Raw genomic sequence first — 457 nt, 5'->3', positions numbered from 1 at the left:
TGACCGATGGTTTTTCTAAGTTTGAAACTTCAGCACAGCTTTGTAGTTATGTTGGAATAACCCCAATGATAAGAGAGTCAGGGAGTAGCGTTAGAGGTCGATCACGAATAAGTAAGGTAGGTAATAGAAAACTGCGTAATCTATTATTTCTATGCTCTTTTAATGCTTGTAAACATAACAGGGCGTGTAATGCGGTTTATGAGCGAATAGTAAACAAAGGAAAAAGCAAGAAATTGGCATTAATAGCAGTAGCTAATAAACTACTTAAACAGTGTTTTGCTATTGCGAAATCTGGCAGGCCATACGATGAAACTTACGTTTCCATATTGCCTAGATAAATAGAAAATAAATAAGATAAAAAAACTCAAAGATTCTAATTTTTGAATCTATGAGCCTAGAAAAATAATGCCTCAGATTAAGGAAGAATTTATTTGTTTTTTACCTCAGTTCTTTGTTA

1 protein-coding gene is annotated in these 457 nt (G+C 33.3%); it reads left to right on the top strand.

The window, feature by feature from the left end; translation table 11 throughout:
* Positions 1-338 (top strand): transposase (locus Q0829_RS27510; RefSeq protein WP_298549305.1); only part of this gene is annotated, 338 nt, incomplete at its 5' end.
* Between the last annotated feature and the right edge of the window lie 119 nt (positions 339-457).

This window comes from uncultured Aquimarina sp. (genome assembly GCF_947492405.1).
GTDB lineage: Bacteria > Bacteroidota > Bacteroidia > Flavobacteriales > Flavobacteriaceae > Aquimarina.
This window is presented reverse-complemented; position numbering and strand designations above follow the sequence as displayed.